Annotated in this window: 11 protein-coding genes, 1 tRNA gene and 1 pseudogene; 7 read left to right on the plus strand and 6 right to left on the minus strand. The window is 45.8% G+C overall.

Going from position 1 to position 20970, the window contains the following annotated elements; genetic code table 11:
* Window positions 1-39 precede the first annotated feature (39 nt).
* Window positions 40-110, minus strand: a tRNA-Cys gene (locus ACQY1X_RS22990).
* A 134-nt stretch (window positions 111-244) separates the two neighbouring features.
* Here ACQY1X_RS22990 and ACQY1X_RS22995 point away from each other — a divergent pair.
* Window positions 245-580, plus strand: coding sequence for a hypothetical protein (locus tag ACQY1X_RS22995; RefSeq protein WP_036402579.1), 336 nt, complete (start codon window positions 245-247; stop codon window positions 578-580).
* Between the two features lie 194 nt (window positions 581-774).
* On the opposite strand, the gene ACQY1X_RS23000 is transcribed toward ACQY1X_RS22995, so the two are convergent.
* Entirely contained in the window at window positions 775-8607 is a 7833-nt protein-coding gene (locus ACQY1X_RS23000; protein WP_430015182.1) for a Calx-beta domain-containing protein, read from the minus strand.
* Between the two features lie 160 nt (window positions 8608-8767).
* Window positions 8768-9700, minus strand: a complete 933-nt coding sequence (locus ACQY1X_RS23005) for an Rpn family recombination-promoting nuclease/putative transposase (RefSeq protein ID WP_430013624.1) — start codon at window positions 9698-9700, stop codon at window positions 8768-8770.
* Window positions 9701-9727: 27 nt separating this feature from the next.
* Here ACQY1X_RS23005 and ACQY1X_RS23010 point away from each other — a divergent pair, with 27 nt between their 5' ends.
* The 4 genes from ACQY1X_RS23010 (at window position 9728) to ACQY1X_RS23025 (ending at window position 14043) form a co-directional block, all read left to right on the plus strand.
* Entirely contained in the window at window positions 9728-9985 is a 258-nt protein-coding gene (locus ACQY1X_RS23010) for a hypothetical protein (protein WP_430014719.1), read from the plus strand.
* A 94-nt stretch (window positions 9986-10079) separates the two neighbouring features.
* A complete protein-coding gene (locus ACQY1X_RS23015) occupies window positions 10080-10292 on the plus strand; it encodes a DUF2281 domain-containing protein (protein WP_002738971.1) in 213 nt (70 codons plus the stop codon).
* Window positions 10283-10717 (plus strand): type II toxin-antitoxin system VapC family toxin, encoded by a 435-nt coding sequence (locus tag ACQY1X_RS23020; RefSeq protein WP_430013625.1) that lies wholly within the window; start codon window positions 10283-10285, stop codon window positions 10715-10717. The genes ACQY1X_RS23015 and ACQY1X_RS23020 overlap by 10 nt, the downstream gene beginning before the upstream one ends.
* Before the next feature lie 680 nt (window positions 10718-11397).
* Window positions 11398-14043, plus strand: a complete 2646-nt coding sequence (locus ACQY1X_RS23025) for an efflux RND transporter permease subunit (protein ID WP_430015183.1) — start codon at window positions 11398-11400, stop codon at window positions 14041-14043.
* Between the two features lie 248 nt (window positions 14044-14291).
* Here ACQY1X_RS23025 and ACQY1X_RS23030 read toward each other — a convergent pair whose 3' ends face one another.
* Window positions 14292-15716 carry an FAD-binding domain-containing protein gene (locus ACQY1X_RS23030; protein ID WP_430015184.1) on the minus strand — a complete coding sequence of 475 codons (1425 nt, stop codon included), beginning with the start codon at window positions 15714-15716 and terminating at the stop codon, window positions 14292-14294.
* A 465-nt stretch (window positions 15717-16181) separates the two neighbouring features.
* On the opposite strand from ACQY1X_RS23030, the pseudogene ACQY1X_RS23035 reads away from it, so the two are divergent.
* Together ACQY1X_RS23035 and ACQY1X_RS23040 are read left to right on the plus strand one after the other, a co-directional pair.
* Window positions 16182-16366 (plus strand): annotated as a pseudogene (locus ACQY1X_RS23035) (IS1/IS1595 family N-terminal zinc-binding domain-containing protein); the annotation flags it as partial.
* Window positions 16367-16463: 97 nt separating this feature from the next.
* The gene (locus tag ACQY1X_RS23040; RefSeq protein ID WP_069474752.1) at window positions 16464-17192 is read left to right on the plus strand and encodes a carbonic anhydrase; all 729 of its coding nucleotides are present in this window, start codon (window positions 16464-16466) and stop codon (window positions 17190-17192) included.
* A 26-nt stretch (window positions 17193-17218) separates the two neighbouring features.
* Here the strand turns inward: ACQY1X_RS23040 and ACQY1X_RS23045 are convergent, their stop codons facing one another.
* Together ACQY1X_RS23045 and infB are read right to left on the minus strand one after the other, a co-directional pair.
* Complete coding sequence (locus tag ACQY1X_RS23045) at window positions 17219-17788, minus strand: low-complexity tail membrane protein (protein ID WP_002738450.1); 570 nt, start codon at window positions 17786-17788, stop codon at window positions 17219-17221.
* A gap of 149 nt (window positions 17789-17937) precedes the next feature.
* Window positions 17938-20970, minus strand: coding sequence for a translation initiation factor IF-2 (gene infB / locus ACQY1X_RS23050; protein WP_430015185.1), 3033 nt, complete (start codon window positions 20968-20970; stop codon window positions 17938-17940).

Below are 20970 nucleotides of genomic sequence, written 5' to 3' on the forward strand. Positions count from 1 at the left end.
TAGACAAGGCAATCAGAAAAAAATTGCCGATATTTGCCAAGGCGCCACCCAGATTCGAACTGGGGGTAAAGGTTTTGCAGACCTCTGCCTTACCACTTGGCGATGGCGCCGATCAATCATTATTCATCTTAGCATAACAGATGACAGTTTGCCAAGAGTGGAACCCAAGAGTCAAGCGATCGATCTATAATTTAGGCAGCGGTTCTCTAATCTAGTGGGGTATTTTAGGCTTTAAAAAGCGATTATGATGAGAAATCCAGGATATTTACTAACTTTTATCGGTTTATTGGCTTTATCCTTGCCAGTAAAGGCTAATAATGCCGTTTACCTTAGCCAAAGTTCTAATACTGCCGCTACTTTCGACAGTTATCGTCAAGAATGTTTACAAAGAGCGCGTGGGGAGGGGTTAGCTGCTGATGTGGCAAAAGATCTATGCGACTGCACGATTAAAAAATTCCAGGCTCGTTACAATCTACAGCAATTCCGCGCCCTCGTGCAGAAGTCGAAAACCGATAAGGCTGCCGCTAGGACTTTATCCAGTGTGGGAGAAGCTTGTTTTGATGAGATTTTGTATGAATAGCAGTTATCAGTGATCAGTTATCAGTAAACAGTTATCAGTTATTAGCTTTTTCTCTCCCTTCTTCCCGCTCCCTTCTCCCTTCTCCCCAATTCATAATTCATAATTCATAATTCCCCTTTCCCCTCTCCTAGGGTGTTGAAAACGCTTACAGACCTTTTTAACCGCAAACACGCACCCTACAAGCTGTATTAAGATTAAACTAATACAAGTATATCAGAGGCGGTAAGAGTGGGTTTAGAACTAAGAGTTGCAATTTGAATAGCTGCTAGTGTACCTGTCCCGTCCCCATCAAAGAATAATCCTCCAGTGATTGTATTATAAATAAAGCGATTGCTGGCATTTAATGCAGTTGTTCCTAACACAAATTGAGCAGATGTAAGGGGAACTCCTGCGGCTAAACCACCGCCAAAACCCGCAGCAGAGACAGTAATTTTATCCCCCTGACTGGAGAGAAAATCAGTAATTGTGTCAATCCCTTCATTGCGGTTGTTGAAGGTGAATTTATCGCCACCCGCACCCCCTGTTATGGTATCGTTACCAGTACCACCAATCAAGGTATCATTCCCATCACTACCATTAAGGATATTGTTACCACTATTACCGGTGATAATGTTATTTAAGGTGTTACCAGTTCCATTAATATTTGTAGTACCAGTGAGGGTGAGGTTTTCTAGGTTATTACCGAGGGTATAAGTAACCGATGATTGAACAGTATCTGTACCTTGGTTGGCATTTTCCGTAATCGTATCGGTAGTAGTATCAACTTGATAAGTATCATTCCCTAAACCACCTACCAAAGTATCAATTCCTGTTGCACCATTAAGGATATTGTTACCACTATTACCGGTGATAATATTATTTAAGGTGTTACCAGTTCCGTTAATATTTGTAGTACCAGTTAACGTGAGGTTTTCTAAGTTATTTCCCAGGGTATAAGTAACCGATGATTGAACAGTATCTGTACCTTGGTTGGCATTTTCTGTAATGGTATCGGTAGTAGTATCAACTTGATAGGTGTCATTTCCTAAACCACCGATGAGGGTATCAATTCCTGTGCCTCCATTAAGGGTATCATTTCCCGCACTTCCTGTAAGGATATTTTTACCACTATTACCCGTCAGGATATTGTTAGCAGCGTTACCTGTCCCGTTAATATTTGTAGTCCCAGTTAGGGTCAAATTTTCCACATTAGCAGGTAGGGTAGTGGTGACATTAGCGTTTAAGGTGTCGCTGATGGTGACAATTCCCTTGTTATTGGTAAGAGTTGCATTGACGGGATTACTGAGGTTAATGGCAAAAGTTTCGTTTGCTTCATTAAGGTTATCATTGAGGATGGGAATGGTAATAGTAGCAGTGGAAGTATTAGGTGCAATGGTGATAGTTCCAGTTTTGCTAGTGTAATCTACATTAGCGGTAGCGTTAATGGGTGCAGTAGTATAATTGACGCTAATTGGTTGTGGATTGGGGTTGTTGACAGTGACGGTGAGGATGGCATTATTATCTTTACCCTCGACAACGGTGATATTATTGATGGAGAGTTTGGAGAAATCATCATTGGTGATTGTCCCAGTAACTGGAGTGGTTGTACCTACTTTATAACCTGTCCCCGCAGCGAGGGTTAAAATAACAGTTTCGTTACTTTCTACTATTGTGTCAGGAGTGGGGTCAATTGTTACGGTAGCAGTGGTTGAATTAGCAGCAAAGGTGACTGTATTGTTAGTCCCTGTACGAGTGTAGTCGGTATTAAGAGTCGCTGTCCCTCCCAGGGTGTAATTGACGGTTAAGGGATTAGTGGTTACTCCGTTACGGGTGAAGGTATAAATCAGATTTGTTGTCCCGTCTTCGGTAACGCTTGCGGGAGCAACTGCTAGGGTGATATTACTTATAACATCACCGACACCGAATAATTGAACTGAATCAATTTCTTCCCAAGTCCTAGTATCATGATCAATATCAACGTTTATTTTTGCGCCAACAACCAGATAATTAGTTGGCTGAAAATTGACTCTAAAATTGACTGGATTTCCTGGTAAACTAGGATCAACTCCAGACCAAATAGAGTGATAAACACCTTGATTATCTAATAAATCAATGCTTCTGACAAATCCATTTCCATAGGTTTCACGAATTTCTATACCGTCAGCATAAACTGGTGTAGAAAAACCAAGGGTGATAAATTCATCAGCTTGTGCATCTCCATCACCATTTGGTGTGGATGGGGCCCATGATGTTGAAATATCTCCATAGCTAAAAGTATTGGGTTGACCTAAAGCTTGTTCTGCACTCCATGAAGATGAAGAATATTGAGAACTAAAAGCAATAACACTAGAAGCATATTGTCCAGTTGCAGAAGCGTTGGTAATTGTCCCCGTCACTGGAGTGGTGGTCCCTACTGTATAACCTGTCCCGGCAGCGAGGGTTAAAGCGACGGTTTCGTTACTTTCTACTATTGTGTCAGGAGTGGGGTCTATTGTGACGGTAGCAGTGGATGAACCAGCAGCGAAGGTGACTGTATTGTTAGTCCCTGTACGAGTGTAGTCGGTATTAAGGGTAGCTGTCCCTCCGAGGGTGTAATTGACGGTTAAGGAATTAGTGGTTAATCCACTACGGGTGAAGGTATAAATCAGATTTGTTGTCCCGTCTTCGGTGACACTTGCGGGGGAAACTGCAAGAGTAATACTAGGGAGTTCATCATCATTAATTGTCCCCGTAACTGGAGTAGTCGTACCTACTGCATATCCTGTCCCCGCAGCGAGGGTTAAAATAACAGTTTCATCGGGTTCAACTATTGTGTCAGCAGTGGGGTCTATTGTGACGGTAGCAGTGGATGAACCAGCAGCAAAGGTGACTGTATTGGTAGTCCCTGTACGAGTGTAGTCGGTATTTAAAGTAGCTGTCCCTCCGATGGTGTAATTGACGGTTAAGGAATTAGTGGTTACACCAGTACGAGTGAAGGTGTAAATGAGGTTCTGGGTGCCATCTTCTTGAAGACTGCTAGGAGAAACAGCCAGGCTGACACTGGCATCGTCATTGATAATTGTTCCTGATACCGCGTTCGTCGTTCCAATTTTATAGGAACCAGATGTCAAGGTAAGGGCAACAGTTTCATCTGGCTCTACAGTGGTATCTACGGTAGGATCAATTGTGAGAGTGGCTGTACTAGAACCAGCAGCAAAGGTCATTGTCCCAGAGGTGGCGGAAAAACTCGTCCCTCCGGTTTGGCTGTAATCCGTATTAAAAGTAGCCGTACCGCCAACTGTGTAATTGACTGTTAAGGCCTCGCTTGTATTGCCCGATCGAGTGAAGGTATAGATGAGATTGGGTGTACCGTCTTCTTGGACATTGCCGGGAGAGACCGCCAAGGTAACGGTAGAATCGTCATCCGCGATCGCCCCCGCTACAGCGCTTGTGGTACCGATGTCGTATCCTGTACCCAGTGCCAAGGTGAGAACTACGGTTTCATTGGCTTCAATTGTGCTATCGGCGGTGGGGTCAATCGTTACGGTCGCTGTACTTGAACCCGCCGCAAAGGTAACAGTGTCAGCCGTCGCGGTATAAGTTGCGGCTCCGGTTTGGGTGTAGTCAGTGTTGAGGGTCGCTGTACCACCAACGCTGTAGTTGACGGTTAGAGGCGTTGACAGCCCTCCTCTGCGGGAAAAGGTGTAAACGAGGTTGGTTACACCATCTTCAGTGACAGAGGAAGGGGATACAGCGAGGGTAACAGCCCAGTTATTGCCGACTTCAACCGATCCCCCCTCATTGAAAATCCCGTTCAGTGTTTGATTGCTGAGGATTGCACCGGAATTGTAGATAAACTCCCCTAAAGCAACGCCACCTATACCCGCTGTTCCTGGATTACCACTGATTGCATAACTCCCACTAGCATTGCGCCCACCTGAGCCTCCTGAACCGGCGGAGCCGCCACTACCAGCAGTAACGGAATGGCTGCCGACGACGACATTGGTGAGCGTTGCCTGGCCAGCATTAAAGATACCACCACCCCGTGCATCACCGCCATCACCGCCATCGCCGCCATTGCCGCCGCGTCCACCGATAAATGGAGGACCAAAAAAGCCGGCCCAACTTCCACTACCGCCACGACCGCCATTGCCACCGCGACCTCCGATCGCCTGATTGTTGCTGATGGCGGTGTTAGTCATCGTGATGATGCCACTGTTGTAGATCGCACCACCGCTGGCATCACCACCGCTGCTGCCACGGCCACCCATTCCCCCTGCTCTTGGATTACCGCCACTGGGGAGACCATTGCTACCCGCTGCGCCATTCACCCCATCGATCCCCCGCGATTGGTTGTTCGTGATGGTGCTGTCGCGGATCGTGAGCGTTCCTGCGTTAGCGATCGCCCCACCGAAAGCGGCTTTCCCGTTAGTCACAGTGACTCCAGAGAGGATAACCGTGGCGCCGCTATGAATTTCAAAGAAACGATCCAAGCTGTTACCATCAAGAATAGTTAGATCCTTGCCTTGTCCTTGAATCGTTAGGGTTTTGCCTTGAAGTTGAATATCAAGGTCATCGGCGGTGGCGAGTGTGTATCTTCCCTCTCCAAGTAAAATTGTGCTGTCATTATTGGTAGTATTAGCTTGGGTAATAGCCTCTCGAAGCGATAAGAACCCATCCGTACTGCTTGTTACATCTTGTAGGGTTGTGACGATTTGGGTTGGCGTCGCAGATGAGACTACGCCAATGGTGAAGGCTTTATCAAAACTCAAACCGCCCTGGTCGGTGGTGCGAAGGCGGATGTTGTAGCTATTTTTAGTTTCAAAGTCAAATACAGCGTTGGTTTTGAGTTGGTTATTGGTAATGGTGAAGGCGTTGTTGTCGGTGCTTCCCGTCCCTGCGACTAGGCTATAGGTGAAGGTATTGCCAGTGTCGGGATCGGTACTGATCAGTTCACTGACCACTGTACCCACTGGTTGATCTTCAAGAATGTTCAGGTTAGCGAGGATGAGGTTTGTCGGTGCGTCGTTGTTAAGAATCGTGCCAGTGACGGCGTTAGTAGTGGCGATCGAATAGCCCGTTCCTGAAGCGAGGGTTAAAGCAACGCTCTCGTCACTTTCTACTTCAGCATCATTCGTGGGGTCAATGGTTACTGTGGCTGTACTTGCGCCTGCCGCAAAGGTGACTGTTCCTGTCGTCGTTGTGTAGGCTGTCGCGCCAGTTTGGCTGTAGTCGCTGTTGAAGGTGGCAGTACCGCTAACCGTATAGTTGACGCTGAGGGCGTTGCCAATAGATCCTGTGCGGGTAAAGGTATAAACCAGATTGGCGGTGCCTTCTTCGGTGACAGTGGAGGGAGAAACCGCTAGGGTAACAATCGTATCATCGTTGACAATCGTGCCTGTTACTGGGGTCGTCGTACCAATGGTGTAACCGGTTCCTGATGCGAGACTTAAAATAATCGTTTCATCAGCTTCAAAATTGTTGTCAGCAGTAGGGTCAACTGTAACTGTAGCGGTGGATGAACCAGCAGCAAAGGTGACACTTGAGCCAATGCTACTGTAGTCGGTTCCATGGGTTGCCGACCCCCCAATGGTGTAGTTTACTGTTAGAGCATTACTGGTGAATCCATTGCGAGTAAAGGTATAAACCAGATTTGTAGTGCCGTCTTCTGTAACACTGGTAGGAGAAACCGCAAGGGTAACAGAGGTAAGTTGTGGGGGAACCAGGCGATCGTCATTAAACGAGTCTGCGAAGGACACCACCCCACTGGTCAATTGACTCGCCACACTACTGCTGTTCCCTCCATAGCTGGTGCCCGAACTATCGCGGTCAAGCCCCCAGGTAACAACAGCGCCATCGCTTTTTAGCGCCGCAAAGGCAAAAGCAGTGGTGAAAATCTGGGTCACACCAGATGCCAGTCTGCTGCTCACACTATTACTGTCCCCCCCACTGCTGGAGTCACCCCAGGTAACAACAGAGCCATCGCTTTTTAGCGCCGCAAATGCACCACCATAATATTCATCAGTAGTGGAGAAAATCTGGGTGACATCGGATGCCAGACTGCTGCTCACACTACTGCTGTCGCCGCCAAAGTAGGAGTCACCCCAGGTAACAACAGAACCATCGCTTTTTAGTGCTGCGAAGGCACGCCCAGTGGAGAAAATCTGGGTGACGCCGGATGCCAGTCTGCTGCTCACACTACTACTGTCCCCTCCACGGCTGGAGTCACCCCAGGTAACAACAGAGCCATCGCTTTTTAGCGCCGCAAATGCACCACCATAATATTCATTAGTAGTGGAGAAAATCTGGGTGACACCGGATGCCAGTCTGCTGCTCACACTACTGCTGTCGCCGCCAAAGTTGGAGCTACCCCAGGTAACAACAGAGCCATCGCTTTTTAGTGCTGCGAAGGCATGCCCACTAGAGAAAATCTGGGTGACACCGGATGCCAACCTATTGCTCACACTACTGCTGTCCCCCCCACTGCTGGAGTCACCCCAGGTAACAACAGAGCCATCGCTTTTCAGCGCCGCAAAGGCAGATCCATTAGACATAGACAAAATCTGGGTGACACCGGATGCCAGTCTGCTGCTCACACTGGAAATAAATTCATGTTGGTCTGTTTGTGAATTGTAGCGATAAACACCCATACTTCCTCCATAATGGGAGGCACCCCAGGTAACAACAGAGCCATCGCTTTTTAGAGCCGCAAATGCAAATTTATTGGAGATAATCTGGGTGACACCGGATGCCAGACTGCTGCTCACACCACTGCTGTCCGCTCCAGAAAAACCAGCACCCCAGGTAACAACAGAGCCATCGCTTTTTAGAGCCGCAAATGCCCAACTATTAGAGAAAATCTGGGTGACGCCGTAAGCCAGACTGCTGCTCACACTACTGCTGTCTCCAGCCCAGTAGTGACCCCAGGTAACAACAGAGCCATCGCTTTTCAGCGCCGCAAATGCACCCGAACAGGAGAAAATCTGGGTGACACCGGATGCCAGTCTGCTGGCAACGTTGTTAACAAGATCATATCTGTCTGTTTGTGAATTGTAGCGATAAACACCCTTACTTCCTCCAAAGATGGAGTCACCCCAGGTAACAACAGACCCATCACCTTTTAGTGCCGCAAACGCATAACGATTACGAACCTCATGCCATGTTCTGTTATATCGACTCTTTGGAATACTCCCTCTGACCACAGTTCCCGGCGCCACATCATTATCCAAGATAGTTCCAGTCACCGCTCCAGCATTGCCCACCGCATATCCCGTCCCCGCCGCCAGGGTCAACGCCACCGTTTCATTCCCATCACTGACCACATCCGAACTGGGATCTAAACTGAGAATGACGACATTAGAACCTGCGGCAAAGGTGACACTACCTGTGGTCGTACCAAAACTGGTGGCTCCCCGTTGCCCATAGTCGCTGTTAAAGGTGGCATTTCCACTGACGGTGAAGTTAACCGTTAGGGAATTGGTAGTATCCCCAGTACGACTAAATACATAAAACAGATTTTGGGGGCCATCCTCTGTGACTCTGGTGGGTGAGGTGAGGGATAAACTCACTGTGGGGTTGTTATACTCTACCTCTAGCTTTTGACCATTTACCTCTAGCCAACCTCCATCATCTTCGGTCTTCAATTCCGCTAATACACTGGGAGATAACACCTCACCCTGCACTAATGCCGCAAAAATCGCCCCCTCATCTCCCGCGCTATCCACCTGATTAACTTGAGCATCCACGTAATGCCCAATTTCTTCTAAAATTACATTAACTATCGCTGCTGGCGAAGCTGTATTCAAAAAAGATGCTGATAGATAAATCTTATTGGTACTGCTGGAATATGCACCATTCGCCGTCCCCAAAACCTCATCACTAAGTACCTCAATCGGGGGAATTTGACCAAAATTTCGACTTTGCCACTGTTGTCGTAATTGCGTCGCTTTAACCACATCATAACTTGTGCCAAAAGCACTTTCTAAATTCACCCAAAAACCATCAGATTGAGCGAAATTGAACAAAACATCGTCAACAACAGGAAGAATCGGCAACAGTGAAGAAGTCATGACATTAACTGCAAAGGTTTATTGCTAACAGTTTTAGCCCAACAATCCCGAATTTGTCAAGGGTGCTATCACAAAAATTAACATTTATTACAAGAAAACGGGTTTCTCAAAGAAACCCGTTTTCTCATTTGTTGCGAAGATGCGATCGCTAACGTCAAAACTAGGCAGTTAAAGTATTTAACCAATTGATTAAATCTTCAACTGTAGAGAAATCGAATAAAGCTTCTGCTAATGCTTCGACATCATCAATACTTAACTCCATAATTTTAGTTTCTAATGAAGGATTAATCTCCCCTAACTTGCGTTTAAGTTGACGAAGAATCAATGTCTTTTCACGTTCAATACCTTGTTCGATACCTTGTTCGATACCTTGACGCATCCAACTGGTGGTAATTTGCATAACTCCCTCCTGTACAGGTTGACTAAATGTGCTAATCTCTTCTTGAAATTGTCTCTCTTCCACTGGATTAAGATTAAGATATGTATCAATAAATCCGGAAATTAATTGCATTCTCGCTGAATCTAACCTTAAAGTAATTAACAAGCGCAGACATTCCGCTTTTACCTTGGCTCGCTCTTTCTCGGCAATGTTCATCCTAGCCATCAAAGCTGAAGCAACCGGATTCGGTTGATTGAGAAAATCTCGCCAATTTAATCGATTTAACTGCACTACTTGATAGTTAAATTCTAAGACCTTAAAATCGGGAAAATCGACTACATATTGACTAATTGCTTCTCTTTTTGGCTTTGAATAAGAAAAAATTACAATCGGATAAATCGGTAGGACAAATTTCTCATGAAAGCGAGCAAAATAAGTAAACATTCGCCGATTAAACCATTTTCGAGAACTTTCCTGCGCCTCGACATGAATCAGAAAAAAAGATTCTTTTCCTCGAAACTTAACCTGTGCGACTAAATCGCTTTCATATCTTTCTCCTTCCGTGACATCGGTAAATACTTCTTTGTCTAAAAAAGTAATCGAGTCCCTATCTAAATAATCCATCAATTGAGGAAAAAATAACTCGATAAATTCGACAAAAAAGGTGGAGATTAACTCCTTAAATAAGCGGTCATGGTCAATATTATTAGTCATGTAATGTCATCTTAACTAATCTGAGCGATGAATGACTACTCTTATCTATTGTATTCTGAAAAGTCGGTTTTGGCAACGGATTGTTATGACCTCACCCCCTTAACCTACAGCGATTGCCAAATTCGTCCAAAAGCCATCAGATTGAGCAAAATCGAACAAAACATCGTCAACAGCAGGAAGGCTCGGCAACAGTGTAGAAGTCATGACATTAACTGCAAAGGTTTATTGCTAACAATTTTAGCCCAACAATTGCCAATTTTTCAAGGATGCTATCACAAAAATTAACATTTATTACAAGAAAACGGGTTTCTCGTAATGTTCACTACCCGATGAAATTGCTATGGTAAAATGTCCATAATAGACAAGAGAGAATTTACTTATGAGTGTAGCCGACGAAATTTACAAAATCGTGAAATCAATGCCTGAAGATCGAGCGAATAAAATTTTGGATTTTGCAAAGTTTTTGCAAGCTAAACCAGAGTTAGAAGATAAGCCATTAGATTTCCGCGATGCGGCGGGATTGGGGCAAGAAATGTGGCAATCAATTGATGTAGATGCTTATATTCAGCAGGAGCGATCATCATGGGAATAGTTTTACAACCTGAAAATATTGTATTTTTAGATACGGCTCCTTTTATTTACTTTTTCGAGCAACATCCCATCTTTTTTCCTTGTATGGAAAAGTTATTTTATGATGTCTCCATTTATCAGGTTAAGGTTATCACTTCGATGATCACTTTTATCGAAATTGTTACCCATCCAGCAAGGATAGGTAATCAGGAGTTGGTAGAACAATACCGGACATATTTCACCCGTTCGAGCCAAATTACTCTGTTACCAATCGATTTATCTATTGCTAATGAGGCGATCGCTCTTCGTACCCAATACACTCTCAAAACACCCGATGCGATTCAACTGGGAACAGCGATCGCATATTCAGCAACCTACATTATCACTAATGATAGGCAATGGAAACAGTTAACTCCTCAAAATGTATTGCTAGTAGATGAAATGTAGCGAATCAGTTCTGGAAATGAATGATTTGACCTCTCCCCCTAACCCCATCTCCTCGTAGGAGAGGGGGAATTGCGACTCCTGCGAGGAGATGGGGAACTACACTGATAACTGTTAACTGTTATCAGAAAACGGGTTTCTCGAAGAAACCTGTTTTCTAAATAAAGGTAATCACTCTCCCCAATTCATAATTCCCCTCTCCCGTATCATGCTTTGTGCTTTTTGTCAAAAAAACTTTTTTTTTGCAATAAAACTACATAAAAAAAAGATCATCGTTGTGGGTGAAAATGACTGATTTACCCGTCTTAATTAGGATAACCTTCTAGGTATGGCAAGGGTTTCAACCATTGCTGCCCAAAAAAGCACAAAATAACCCACTATGAAATTCTATCAAATCGCTGTAACCATGATAAAGTCGTTGTTAAATAAAAATCTTTCTCAATTAATTCTTAAGAATTTATAAATATTGCGGAATGTTAATTTAAATATTCTCAAGTTTTTGCAGTCAATAAATAATTTTTGCTTATCTTTGTCGGAAAATAGAACTTCTGCAAAAATCCAACATCTACCATTGGGTTAGGAGTCTCCGAGTCAGGATTCAGGAGTCAGGATTCAGGAGATTATTTTATTTATTCTCCCCACACCCCACACCCCACACCCCACACCCCACTTATTCAACAAAGATGAAAGAATCATGGCGAGAACGTCTGAATATCTCTCGAATAGCGATTAATGCCCCGAGGTTAACCATTGCTTTCTGGTTAGCGGTGGCCGTGGCGGGAATTTTGGCTTTTAGTTCCTTAAAATACGCGCTTTTCCCAGATATCAGCTTTCCAGTCGTCATAATTAACGCTCAAGCGGATTTAGCTACTGCTATCACCACGGAACAGCAATTAACTAAACCCCTAGAAAATCCTCTTTTCTCTCTCCCCGGTCGTCGTGATATTTCTTCGACTACTGCCCCCGGACAGTCAGTAATCAGCGTTTTCTTTAAAATTGGCACAAATTTAGACAAGGCCACCGCAGCAGTTAAACAGGCTATCTCGCAAGTCCCTTTACCCCCTCAAGCTACCACAGAAGTTATCCCCGTTGATTTAAATGAGTCGGCAACAGTCACCTATGCGCTGGTGAGTGAGCAGAAAAATCTAGAAGAATTAAGCCAAATCGCCCAAGATAATTTAATTCCGCCCTTAAAAGCTCTCCCAGGTACGGCTAAAGTTAATTTACTCGGTCAAGGTACAGTTAGGGAAGATAATCCCCATAAAAGCTTAACCCGACCATTACCCACGCTGGTACGCTTTAATGGCCAAGAAGCAATCGCAGTGCAGGTAATCAAAAAAGGTGCCGCCAATAGTCTCGATCTGGCCGCGGTCGCAGAAAAACTGGTTAAAGACATAGCACAAAAACTGCCCGATGTCAAGATAATTTTAGCTGAAACCCAAGCGGAATATATTCGCGCTGCCCTACAAGGCACGATCGATGATTTACTTTTGGCAGTTTTGCTGTCGGTGCTGGTGATCTTGATATTTTTAGGCAGTTTCGCCGCTACAATCATTTCTGCTCTGGTTATCCCCCTATCTCTTTTGGGGACTTTCATTATCATGGCCATCTATGGGTTTAATCTGGAAACCCTGACACTGCTGGCTCTCGCTTTAGTGATTGGCATTGTCGTGGATGATGCGATCGTCGATGTGGAGAATATTTCCCGTTTAATCGACGCGGGGGAAACCCCGAAAAATGCGGCACTCAAGGGGACAAGGGAGATCGGATTAGCTGTGACTGCTTCCACTTTAACCATTGTTGCGGTGTTTATACCCGTGGCTTTTATGGGGGGTGCGGTGGGACAGTTTTTTCAACCTTTCGGTTTAACTGTCTCGGCTGCGGTGATTTTTTCTCTGTTGATCGCCCGAACTTTATCGCCCGTTTTGGCAGTATATTGGCTGAAACCGCAGTCACAGGCAAAAATGACGAAACAAAAGCGACCGGTTGAGAATGCCTATCGACGGCTCTTAAACTGGTCACTGCGTCATCGTTTGCTGGTCATTGCTATTGCCCTAATTACCTTTTTTGCGGGTATTGCCCTAATTCCTTTTATTTCTAGGGGATTTATTCCCCGACTCGATCGCGGCGAGTTTAATCTGGTTTATACGTCTCCTTTGCCGAAAATAACGCAAATTAGCCCTAATAAACCGACGGCTAAGAGTTATAGTGATAGTTTCGCTTGGATTTCCCAGTTAGCGAGTTCTCCCGAAAGTTTTCTTTTGCGTCGCACTATCCGCGATGGCAGCAAATTAGAAGCGCCAATTTTGCGGGATGGGGAAGTGGAATCGACTTTTATGATCGCCGGTTTACGCGGTGAGCCGAATCGGGGCAAAATTCACGTTACACTGAAGAGCGATCGTAAATCTCACACCAGTGCCGTGCAGCAACGGATTCGGCAAATTTTACCGCCAATTAGAGGGGTGAATGTCAGTATCGAGGACATTCCTTTTGTGCAAACGGAAGCGGAAAAGCCGATCCAAATTGCGATTAAAAGCGATAATTTGCAGCTATTGCGCGATAGTGCCGAGAAATTGCGGGTTGAGGCTGCTAAAATCGCCGGTTTGAAGGATATTTCCCTATCATCTAGATTAAATGAGCGGGGGGATTTTTTGGCGATCGAGCGTTTAAATGGTCAACAGGCGATTTTTCTCAGTGCTAATCTCAGTCCCGATTTAGGATTAGAAGATGCGGCGATTAAAATTGAAGGGATTCCTTTACCGGAAGGGATAACTTTACAGCGTTGGGGTACTTCTTCTCAAAGTAGCGATGTTTTGGGCAGTTTTGGTCGCACTTTAATCCTAGCGACAATTTTAATGTTAGGAGTTTTATGGCTATTATTCAGAAGACTGCTAGAAACTATCGTCATCGCTTTATGTTTACCTTTAGCGATTGTGGGGGCAATGTTGGGGTTATTGGTAACGGGTAGTGAGTTTAGTATGATTTCTCTGATCGGGTTTATTTTCCTCTTGGGATTACTGGATAAAAACGCTGTGTTATTGCTGGATTATACTAACCAATTGCGTCAACAGGGTTGGAGTCGGGAGGAAGCGGTTTTAGAAACGGGAATGATTAGGTTAAGACCGATTTTAATGACCACTTGTTCGACAATTTTAGGCATGATTCCGATCGCTTTGGGATTGGGTACTGGTGCGGAATTGCGGCAACCCATGGCGATGGTAATTGTGGGAGGTTTAGTCACTTCTTCCCTGTTGAGTTTAATTGTTGTGCCTGTGTTATATCTAAGTTTAGAGGATGTTTGGAACCAGATTAAAGCCGGTCAAAAGTAGCTAGTTTTACCGTCGCTTTAGTTAGGGTTGGCTGAATAAATCTAAAAACCTTGTTGGGTAAGGCTTTTATACTTTTTGTCAATCAAAAAGTACCGGATATGGGAGTGAGCGGGGGGAAAATTCCGGGACTTTTTCCCTAAAAATTAGGTAATTGACCCCCTCAAAATCGGTAAAACCCCACACCCCACACCCCACACCCCACACCCCACACCCTGTCCCCACGAAAAACTTTTTGATGCAAACCCTAGTTATTGTTTTGGCTTCTGATTACTATAGAGTCGTTTGAACTCTTTTTGTTGTTGATTATGATCGACAATTGGCTCAGGATAACCACAACGATGTCTTTCTAAACGGGGGATTTTCCCGGTTACTAAATATTCCGTATCTACGGAAGCTAATTCCGGCAACCATTGACGAATATATTCCCCTTCTGGATCGAATTTTTGTGTCTGACTAGCGGGATTAAAAATTCTTAAAGGTTTCGGATCCATGCCACTAGAGGCACTCCACTGCCAACCACCATTATTAGCGGCTAAATCGCCATCAAAAAGTTTCTGCATGAAGTATTTTTCGCCTTTTTGCCAGTTAATAATTAAATCTTTGGTTAAAAAACTCGCCACAATCATGCGACAACGATTGTGCATCCATCCCGTTTCATTTAATTGTCGCATCGCCGCATCAACGATCGGATAGCCGGTTTTTCCCTGGCACCAAGCTTGAAAATGTTCTTCGTTATCCTGCCAAGGAAAATGACGAAATTCTTTTCTATAAGCACCGACCGCCAATTCTGGGAAAAAATAGAGACAATGCTGGTAAAATTCCCGCCAAGCTAACTCTTGCTGCCAAGTGATAATACTATCTTTTGCTTCCTCGGCGCGGCAATTTTCTAATAACTCTAGGGTTGCGGTCCAAATTGTGCGAATGCCAATCGCCCCAAATTTTAAAGCGGCACTCAAGCGCGAGGTGCCATCGAAAGCGGGGAAGTTACGATCTTCTTGATAATTGTTAATAACCCCTTGACAAAATTCTTCTAATCTGCTATCGGCGGCTTTTTCTCCGGGGGTGAGGGGTAAGGGGTTTTGCCAGGTAAAACCTAAATTTTCTAGGGTTGGTAAGTTAATAGTTTCTGCGAGTTTCTCCCCCTCATTTTCGTCTAATCCTTGCAGGTTTTCTAGGGTTTTGGGGCTGGCTTTGGCTAATTGGCTCCAATTTTTCCAAAAAGGAGTATATACGGTGTAGGGACTTTTTGAGAGGGTGAGGACTTGTCCTGGAGCGTGGAGAAGTTGATCCCAGAAGGTTTCTACTTCAATTCCTTTTGTTTGTAAAGCGGCGATTACCTGTTGATCCCGTTGACGCGCGTAGGGTTCGATATCGAGGTTAAAAAAAACTGCTTTTGCCGATAAATCGCTGGCTAAGTTGACGAGTGTTTGACTGGGGTTGCCGCGAATAATCACTAATTGACTACCTTTTTGGCGATAATTTTTTTCTAATTCCTCTAGACAACCGAGCAGATAGGCAACTCTAGCAGGGGCGATATCATCCCCTTCTAAAATAGCAGGATCGAGGCAGAAAACCCCGATGATTTTCGGACTACGCTCCCTAGCTTTACTCAGTCCAATATTATCCGAGAGACGTAAATCGCGACGATGCCAGAAAAGGATTAGGTTTGACATAAAGTAAGGTGATGAGAAGATTATCAGGAGGGAGATTATTTTACATTGAGCTTGTCGAAATGTGGGGTACAGTTAAGAACAAATACAATTCAAAAATACTCTTTCTGTCATTATAGGACAGTGGATCAAGAATAATTGTCTAATTGGGTGCATCTCATTTTTGTAAATCTACTGAGTTGGGATTTTTAAAGGGAAACTATCTTCTAAAGTTGGTCATTACTTCCGATTTTATCATTCAATGCAAGCCTTTGGGGGGTAGAACCCCCCAAACCCACCGTCGGGGGTAGGGCTGTTTCATTCTCCCATCAGAATATCAAAAGTAAAAGCGATCACAGTCAGATAAAATGAGGGTAATGATTCGGTAGTAGTGCCGTAGCCCTCTTGCTTATCTGGTATGAATTGTGTAGAATATTTGTTAATAAAAATAATTGGAACCCGATCAGTCTTTAAACCTCTAGCTTGAACATGACTTTTCTGATAAATATCTTTTTCTGGCTCCTGTCTGGCTTACTCAAATATCAGTCTAGCACCGAACAAAATCCCCCCCTAGTTCACCTCTATTCCCCTGTCCTAATTGTGGTTCTCACCATACGATCAAGAATGGTTCTACTCATAATGGAAAACCCAAACGTCAATGTAAAGAATGTGGTCACTGAGCCTTTACATTGAGCTTTTACATTGAGCTTTTACATTGAGCTTTTACATTGAGCTTGTCGAAATGTGTCGAAATGTGCTGAATTTAATCCCATGTATAGACGAGAATTACTGCAATTTATAGGCTCTCATGCTCTTTTTGGGGCTATTAATCCAGAATTTACTTGGAATTATCAAAATATTGACCATTGGGGCGAATTATCAACGAATTATCGCCTCTGCACCACGGGAAAGCAACAAACACCGATCAATCTGAGTATAGTGACTGAAAAAGAGCTATACCAACCCACCTTTAATTATCGTCCTATACCCCTAAAAATTCGCCATAACGGTCATACAATCTTGGTTCAGGCCGAAAAAGTTGGAAACATGAGTTTTCACGGCGAAAACTGGGATTTATTGCAGTTCCATTTTCATCACCCCAGCGAACATCAGATTAAAGGTCAGTCTTTCCCTCTAGAAATTCATTTAGTGCATCGAAATGGGAAGGGAAATTTAGCGGTTGTGGGCATCTTAGCCGAAATTGGTGCTTTTAATCCCTATTTACAAACCATTTGGGATTATTTGCCCCAAGAACCTTCTCCTGAAATGATTATCCCCGATACTTGGGTCAATGTCGGGCTTTTACTGCCGGAAAATAGCGGTTTCTATGAATATCAGGGGTCTTTGTCCACTCCTCCCTGTAGCGAGGATGTTCTCTGGTTAGTCTGGCAAAATACGATCAAAATTTCTCCCCAACAACTGCAACAATTGGCCGCAATTTTGCCCCGTAATGCGAGGAATATTCAACCCTTAAACGGGCGATCTATCCTGCATTCTTAGGCGAAATTGTCGGCATTTTGGCTAATTTAGATAATTTTATTAACTTTTAGACCAAAAATGGTAAATAACTCAGGAATGCGCTCAATAACTAAAGCTTCGGTCGCTGTCCAATCACTTTCTTTAGTGGCTAAAACCCCCAGAACACTCAGAGGAACCTGTAGAAATAGGTGACTTAAGAGGAGAGCGATCGCAGCAATGACTAAACCTAAAAGCCGCCATTGGGGGAGATAGGCGGCCACGGCAGCCGCTAGAGGGGCAAAATTATAGATAGGCCAAGCGATGAGAATTAAGAGGACGACTCCCAAAAGAGTCAGAAGACGATGGCGAGGACGTTGAAAAAGAGAGAGAATTTTTAACTGTTCGGGGGTGAGTTGACTCGGTTTCAGGGCGACCAACAAAAGACTAAAGATATCAAAAGGTTTTGTCCACTGCATCCAAAAGACGGGAATAATAGCGATCGCTCCCAGAAATAGCCATTCTAGCCAAAGAAAAGGCAAGGGATCGCCCACAGCTAAACCAATCCAAGCGATTTGTAAAAAGATTGGCAAAGCCGCTAACCCTGCCAGATGAATCCACAAAAAAGGTTCTGATTTCATAGAGGGAAATGAGAATTATAAATTATAAATTATGAATTATGAATTATGAAGTGGGGAGATGGGGGAGTGGGGGAGTGGGGGAATTATGACTGATAACTGATAACTGATAACTGATAACTGACTCCCGACTCCCGACGGTTCAAGTGTAATTAACTGGATAAAGTGCGACGTTTCATGACCATTTCGTAGGCTTCGATAATGTCGCCTTCTTTCCAGTCATTGAATTTAGAAACACCGACACCGCACTCGAAACCGGTGGCCACTTCTCGGGCATCTTCCTTCATCCGTTTGAGGGAATCAAGAACCCCCTGATAAACAATTTCCTTGCCGCGACGCACGCGCAGGAAGCGATTCCGCACCAGTTTACCGGATTGGACATAACAACCGGCCACGGCCCCACGACCGACGGTGAAGACGGCCCGCACTTCGGCAAAACCGAGGTGTTCTTCCACTTCTTCGGGGTCGAGAAGACCTTCCATCGCCCCTTGAATATCATCGAGAAGCTTGTAGATGATATTGTAATCGCGGATATCAACTCCTTCCCGATCGGCGGATGCGCGCGCACCACTGGCAAGGGTGGTATTAAAGCCTACCACCACCGCACCACTAGCGGCGGCCAGATCCACATCGGTTTCGGTGATTTCCCCCGGAGAGGCGAGGAGAACCCGAATCTGTACTTCGTTTTGGGGTAACTGTTTGAGCGCACCGAGGATGGCCTCGACGGAACCTTGCACATCTGCCTTGAGGATGAGATTAAGTTCCTTGAGTTGTCCTTCTTGAGCTTGGATAGAGAGGGTGCTAAGGCTAACGCGACGGGAGGAGAGGGCCTGTTGTAAACGGGTGTTGCGTTGTTCGATCGCCCGTTGATCAGCGATCGATCGGGCCTCTTTTTCACTTTCATAGACATCGAACTCATCGCCGGCGGCCGGAACATCACTAAGACCGAGGATTTCCACGGCAAAGGAGGGGGTGGCCGCTTCGACTTTTTGGCCGCGATCATCGATCATCGCCCGAATTTTGCCGAAAACCGAACCAGCGACGATGCTATCACCGACGCGGAGAGTGCCATTCTGGACGAGCAGGGTAGCCACGGGACCTTTGGTGCGATCGAGGTTAGCTTCGATCACGGTTCCCTTAGCCAAGCGATCGGGGTTAGCAACCAGTTCCTCTACTTCTGCCACCAAGAGAATCATTTCCAGCAGATTATCGAGATTTTCACCCCGCAGGGCGCTAACGGGAACCATGATCGTCTCACCGCCCCAATCTTCGGCCACCAGTCCCTGTTCGGTCAATTCCTGTTTAATTCGGTCGGGGTTAGCCGAAGGTTTATCGACTTTGTTAATCGCCACCACGATGGGGACTTCGGCGGCCCTGGCGTGACTAATTGCCTCTTTCGTTTGGGGTTGTACACCATCATCGGCGGCCACCACCAGCACCGCTATATCGGTGACTCTCGCCCCACGGGCCCGCATGGCGGTAAAAGCTTCGTGACCGGGGGTATCCAAAAAGACAATCTGTTCCGGTTTGCCGTTATGTTCCACATCGACGTGGTAAGCGCCGATGTGCTGGGTGATGCCGCCGGCTTCTCCTTGGGCGACTTTGGTTTTGCGGATCGAGTCGAGGAGGGTGGTTTTACCGTGGTCAACGTGACCCATAATGGTGACGACGGGGGGACGACGCTGGAGACTTTCCCAGTCGGAGACATCGATCATCTCCGTGGTTTTGATCGCCGCCGACTGGGTGCTGGGGGTTTCCACGGTCATCTCGAAGTCCCTGGCGATCATTTCGATCGTGTCCACGTCGAGAGTTTGGGTGATATTAACCGCCATCCCTTTAAAAAATAGGGTTCTGATGATCTCGGTTTCCGGGACTTTCATCAATTCCGAGAGGTCGCGCACGGTGAGACTGCCGGTGATGACGATGCTTTCCGGGCGTTTTTCCTCTTGGGGTTCTTGACGCTCGCTTTTCGGGCTGCTGGTGTGGGCGGTTGGTTTACTGGGCCGCTTAACTTTGACTGCTGTTGGGGTGCTGGGGGTGGCAGCTTTAGCGCTGGGCGGTTTGGGGGGACGAGCGGTGGAAAGGGTAAAACTGGGGCTATTGATTAACCCGGATAGTTCCGATTCTAGATCATCGTCATCTTCAAAGAGAGCTTGGGTGCGGCGTTTGTTTTTGCCAGCAGTTTTGGCGGTTTTGGCCGCTTTTTTCTCTTCTTCTTCTTCTTCTTCCCAGCTAGATTTTTTGGCCATGCGAAGGGGCATGGTCGGTCGTTTGAGTTTTTTGGGCCCGTCTGCTCCGAGCAATCCGGTATCTGTATCGATTTCTGTGCCATCAACACCGGATTTCTTGGTGGTGTCGGTTTCTTCCTCGCCAGTAGCCGAGATTTTAGCGGGCATACCGGGGCGAACCGGGCGCTTCAATTCCACCGTCTCCCGCACTTCTCTAGCTGGTTCCGCCAGTTTCGGGCTTTTTCCGTCGGGTTTGCGGTTGAGGGTCGGTTTTTCTGGTTTAGCCAAGCTAACCCTGCGCTCAGGACTAGGGGCGTTTTCACTCTCGCCGCGCTCGCGTTTTTCTCCCCGCGGCCTGTCGTTACTGCCGGCGGCATTTTTAGATCGGGGTTCTGGCCGGCCCGAGGCGATGCCCGGGCGTGGTTTCGGGGTGAGGGAGGGTCGATTAGGTGGGGCGATTAAGCTGGGGGATACTTCTGGCACTAGCGGGGTTTCGGTCGGGGTTTCTTTAACACTGGCGGACTGAGATGGCATCTGTGCAGCGGTGGGGGGAGTTTTTTCGGCCGCACCGTCGCGCCCTGGGGCAGCAACGAGGGGTTTAACTGGGGGACGGGGAGGACTGATTAAAGTCGGTTTAGCTGAGGAACCGGCAGGTCCGGGATAGATTTCCCCTTCTTCGCCAGTTTCGGGGCGGTTGTGTTTATGCAGGGCTAAAATCTTTTGTTTTTTTTCTTCGGTAGGACTAACCGATTCTCGCTGACCCGTGCTATTTTTGCTGGTACTCGAAACAACTCCCTTCGCAGCAATTGCCTTGATGCGTTGGGCATCCTCTTCGCTGATCGTGCTACTGTGGCTCTTGTACTCGATGTTCAACTGGTCACAGATGTCCAAAATGTCTTTGTTGTCTAGATTCAATTCTTTTGATAAATCGTAAATTCTGACTTTCGCGTTACTCAT

The organism is Microcystis protocystis FBCC-A270 (assembly GCF_050500235.1).
GTDB lineage: Bacteria > Cyanobacteriota > Cyanobacteriia > Cyanobacteriales > Microcystaceae > Microcystis > Microcystis ichthyoblabe_A.